Consider the following 2,815-nt stretch of genomic DNA (forward strand, 5'->3'; position numbering starts at 1 on the left):
ACCACGACGCTCTACGCCTGTCTCCGCTACATCGCCGGCAGCGGGTTTCAGCGCAGCGTCTTGACGATCGAAGATCCGATCGAGTCGGTGATCGATTCGATCAGCCAAAGTCAATTGCAGCCGACCAGCGGCATGACGCTGGCGTCGGCGCTTCGCGCGGCGGTTCGACAGGACGCCGAAGTGTTGCTGGTCAGCGAGATCCGCGACGTCGAGACCGCCGAAGCTGTTTTGGCGGCGTCGATGACCGGCCAGTTGTGTTTTTCGTCTATCCATGCCAGCTCAATCGGCGTGACGCTGCGTCGATTGGTGCAAATGAAGTTGCCCAGTTACGCGATCCAAAGCGGACTGCGCGGCATCTTGTGCCAACGTTTGGTGCGGCGACTCTGTTCGCCGTGTTCGGCTGAATCAAACTCAGCCCCAAATCCGAATTGCCAGGGGTGTCACGGTACGGGATACCAAGGACGCATCCCGATCTCGCAACTTCTTGCGTTCGACGGATCGTCGGCCGGCCAAGCAGTATTCGACGGGTTGGTCGAAGGCCGATCCGCGATTGAAATCGACGCGATCGCCGCCGACGCAGGGATCGATTCGTTGCACGACCAGGCGGCGCGATTGATCGACCAAGGCATGACGGATGCAAACGAAGTGTTTCGCGTGCTGGGGCGACGACCATGATGTCAGCGGACACACCGAAGATCAACTTGGACGACGACTCGCTGGTAATGCTATTGAACGAGGTGTCGGCGATGGCGGCGTCGGGTCGTCCCTTGATTGCGGGGCTGGCCGATTTGGATGACGCATCGATGGGAAAAATCGGTCGGGCGGCCAGGGCGGTGCGATCCAAGATCGACCGAGGGCAATCGGCGTCGGAGTCGATTGCGTCGTTGTCACGTGCTTGTCAGGCGCCGCTGCGAGTTGCGATGGAAGTCATGGCACGGACCGGGTCCACTGTGCCAATTGACGAGGCCGGACGGTTGATTCGCCAAGCCAATGAGTCGCGACGGCGGATCCGTTTCGCGTCGATCAATCCGGTGCTGAACGTCATCGTATCCGCGGCGATTCTGTTTTTCGTGATGCCCTGGATCCTCGTGTCGCTCTCCGAGTCGCAATTGATTCGACCAGCGTTCGCGCCGTCAGTCACGGAAATCTGCCAGGCCTTTGCCCAAGACTTTTTACTGGCCGCCATCGCGACCCTGGCCGTCGTCGGATTGTTTTCGCTGGTGTTGTATTGGGGCTTTTCCCGCTCCATCAACGGCGGTTCGGTGTATCGCGATCACGCCACGTTCTGTCGCTGGTTGGCGATCCAGGTCAGTCCGCCCGACCGACAGGCTGCGACGACTACCGGTGACTTGGAACTGGGCCGGTTGATCCAGTCGTCCGCCGAGGTCGTCGGTCCCACGTTCGCCGCATCGTGGGCCGGCGTGATCGAGAACATTCGCGGCGGAATGACATCGGAATCCTCGTTGGCAATCCCTCCCGATACGCCCCATCCGGTCGGTCGCTGTGTTGCGGATTTGGTCAGCGGAAACCGCCCAGCGGAGAGCATTGCGTTGGATCTGCAGCGATTGAGCGACCTCTACACGCAACAGTCTCACCGCAACCAAGTGTGGTGGACCGAAATGCTGCCGCGTCTGGTGACTTGGATGTTGATGATCGGAATGATGGTGATATTGGTTCAGGCCATTGTGAAGCCGCTGTTGGACGTCGTCGGCGAGGTGGTTCAGTGAATCAACCGCAAATCGACGTGGAAAACAGCATTGCCGCGACTGCCGAACTCGAACTCTGGCAATCGATACGTGAAGACACGCGGCGCCGACTGACTCGCGTGGTTTCGATCGGGGTTTTGTATCTGCTGACCGCCCTGGCGGTCGGCGTGTACTTGATTCTGACCATGGCCGAAGTCGCCAGTGACACCGTGGTGTTGCGTTCCTGGAGACCGGAGATGATGGACGTGACTTGGATGAAGGTGACGGCGTTGGGCTACGTCGTCGCTGCGGTCCTCGCGATCCTCGGCTACCTCGTCATCCTGATGATGATCCTGCAACGCCTCCCGCCGCTGTTGTCAACCGTCGCCGGGTCGATGCCATGGATCGGATCGACCATGCGGATGGTCGCGATGGGCGAATTTTGTCAATCGATCTATCAATCGTTGCTGCGCTCACAGACCTACGGGAACGCGCTGCAGCAGGCTTCGGAGACGGTTCATCATGCCGGGCTGCGGCGCTGGTCGGCGATTTCATCCAAACGCATCGAGCTCGGCCATCCGCTGTCGATGGTTCTGCAATCGTCACCGATCCAAGAACAACCGTTGTCCGCGGTGGCCGCCCTGTCCACCGTAGGGCTTGCGTCCACCGTAGGGCTTGCCGCCGAACAAGCGACCGAGCAAGCCGTTCAGATCTGGCATCGCGCGACGTCGGAGTGTCACGTTTTGGCTCAATCGCGGCTCGATCGCACGGCCGCATTCGTGTCGATCAGTTTTCTGTTGGCGTCCGTCTTCATCGCCTTTTTCGCACTGCTGTTGATGGGAATGTCGATGCAGACGCAGATACGGGGGTTGATCTATTGAGCGATTCGATCCTTCAACTGTTCGTCGCGATTGTGGTTCCGGCTGTGTTGGCGGCGACCCTGCGCGCGGTTAATCGAACATTGCTGCGGCGTCCGGCGATTACAATGCCGGTGCTGTTGATCGCGTTTCTGGACGTGATGGAATGGGTGATGTGGGTGATATGCTTGTTGGCGGTGTGCGCCGCGGCACCGCATCCGGTGACCTTGTTGTTGGTCGCACTGTTTGTCGTGTCCATCGCAGCGGCGAGCC

3 protein-coding genes and 1 pseudogene are annotated in these 2,815 nt (G+C 59.8%); all 4 read left to right on the top strand.

The window, feature by feature from the left end; genetic code table 11:
* The coding region (locus tag ABX749_RS28365) for a GspE/PulE family protein (protein WP_372898995.1) at window positions 1-675 on the top strand (675 nt) is incomplete at its 5' end.
* Window positions 672-1,727, top strand: coding sequence for a type II secretion system F family protein (locus tag ABX749_RS28370; protein ID WP_372898996.1), 1,056 nt, complete (start codon window positions 672-674; stop codon window positions 1,725-1,727). The genes ABX749_RS28365 and ABX749_RS28370, both read left to right, overlap by 4 nt.
* Window positions 1,724-2,566: a hypothetical protein gene (locus ABX749_RS28375; RefSeq protein ID WP_372898997.1), complete on the top strand. Its 843-nt coding sequence runs from the start codon at window positions 1,724-1,726 to the stop codon at window positions 2,564-2,566. The genes ABX749_RS28370 and ABX749_RS28375 overlap by 4 nt, the downstream gene beginning before the upstream one ends.
* Window positions 2,563-2,815 (top strand): annotated as a pseudogene (locus ABX749_RS28380) (hypothetical protein); the annotation flags it as partial. The gene ABX749_RS28375 and the pseudogene ABX749_RS28380, both read left to right, overlap by 4 nt.

The organism is Stieleria sp. (assembly GCF_041595215.1).
In the GTDB taxonomy this organism is placed as follows: domain Bacteria; phylum Planctomycetota; class Planctomycetia; order Pirellulales; family Pirellulaceae; genus Stieleria; species Stieleria magnilauensis.

Coding starts and splice junctions, on each gene's coding strand:
- ABX749_RS28370 (WP_372898996.1), top strand. CDS start 672: ATGATGTCAGCGGACACACCGAAGATCAACTTGGACGACGACTCGCTG.